This is a genomic window from Phaeobacter sp. 11ANDIMAR09 (assembly GCF_001294455.1).
GTDB lineage: Bacteria > Pseudomonadota > Alphaproteobacteria > Rhodobacterales > Rhodobacteraceae > Pseudophaeobacter.
The window spans coordinates 1-1398 of record NZ_LIKT01000087.1; the positions used below are offsets into that span (position 1 = coordinate 1).

1 protein-coding gene is annotated in these 1398 nt (G+C 57.2%); it reads left to right on the top strand.

Annotation, left to right across the window (positions count from 1 at the left end; genetic code table 11):
• A partial coding sequence (gene tuf, locus AN476_RS22230) for an elongation factor Tu (protein WP_054463942.1) occupies nt 1-1176 on the top strand: 1176 nt, incomplete at its 5' end.
• Nucleotides 1177-1398: the final 222 nt, after the last annotated feature.

The following is a 1398-nucleotide window of genomic DNA, read 5'->3' on the forward strand; positions in this document are numbered from 1 at the left end:
ATGGCTAAGGAAAAGTTTGAACGTAATAAGCCGCACGTCAACATCGGCACCATCGGCCACGTTGACCACGGTAAAACCACTCTGACCGCAGCGATCACCAAGTATTTTGGTGACTTCAAAGCCTACGACCAGATCGACGGCGCACCAGAAGAAAAAGCGCGCGGCATCACCATCTCGACGGCACACGTTGAGTATGAAACCGCCGACCGCCACTACGCGCACGTCGACTGCCCCGGCCACGCTGACTATGTGAAAAACATGATCACCGGTGCGGCGCAGATGGATGGCGCCATCCTGGTTGTGAACGCAGCTGACGGCCCCATGCCTCAGACCCGTGAGCACATCCTGCTGGGCCGCCAGGTTGGCATCCCTAAGATGGTCGTCTTCATGAACAAAGTCGACCAGGTTGACGACGAAGAGCTGCTCGAGCTGGTTGAAATGGAAATCCGCGAGCTCTTGTCTTCCTACGACTACCCTGGCGACGATATTCCAATCATCGCAGGTTCCGCTCTGGCGGCGATGGAAGGCAACAACCCAGAAATCGGCGAAGAGAAAATCAAAGAGCTGATGGCGGCTGTGGATGAATATATCCCAACCCCTGAGCGCGCTGTTGATCAGCCCTTCCTGATGCCTGTTGAAGACGTGTTCTCGATCTCTGGTCGTGGTACCGTTGTGACCGGCCGTGTTGAGCGTGGCGTGATCAATGTTGGCGACAGCATTGAAATCGTTGGCATCAAAGACACTCAGACCACCACCTGTACTGGTGTTGAAATGTTCCGCAAGCTGCTGGATCGCGGAGAAGCTGGCGACAACATCGGCGCCCTGCTGCGCGGTATCGACCGTGAAGCTGTTGAGCGTGGCCAGGTCCTGTGCGCACCCAAGTCGGTTCAGCCCCACACCAAGTTCGAAGCAGAAGCCTATATCCTGACCAAGGATGAAGGTGGCCGTCACACGCCGTTCTTCGCGAACTACCGTCCACAGTTCTACTTCCGGACCACAGATGTCACCGGCACCGTAACTCTGCCCGAGGGCACCGAGATGGTTATGCCAGGCGACAACCTGAAGTTCGACGTTGAGCTGATCGCCCCCATCGCGATGGAAAACGGTCTGCGTTTTGCGATCCGCGAAGGTGGCCGTACTGTTGGCGCCGGTGTTGTGTCCAAAATCACCGAGTAAGGTCGAAGCCCAGCTTGCTGGGGTTCTGGCCAGTGGTGACAGGTGATCTTCCCCAACGGGGAAAATCACCGAGAGCCACGCCGGTGAAAAGATAGAAAGGGCGCTCTTCGGGGCGCCCTTTTTCTGTGCTGGATCGGGCGTTTGCGAGGCTCTGCCTCGCGCTCCGGAATATTTGGAGAAAGATGATGGGAGAGGGCGCGCGGCGCAAAGCCCTTCCTGAGG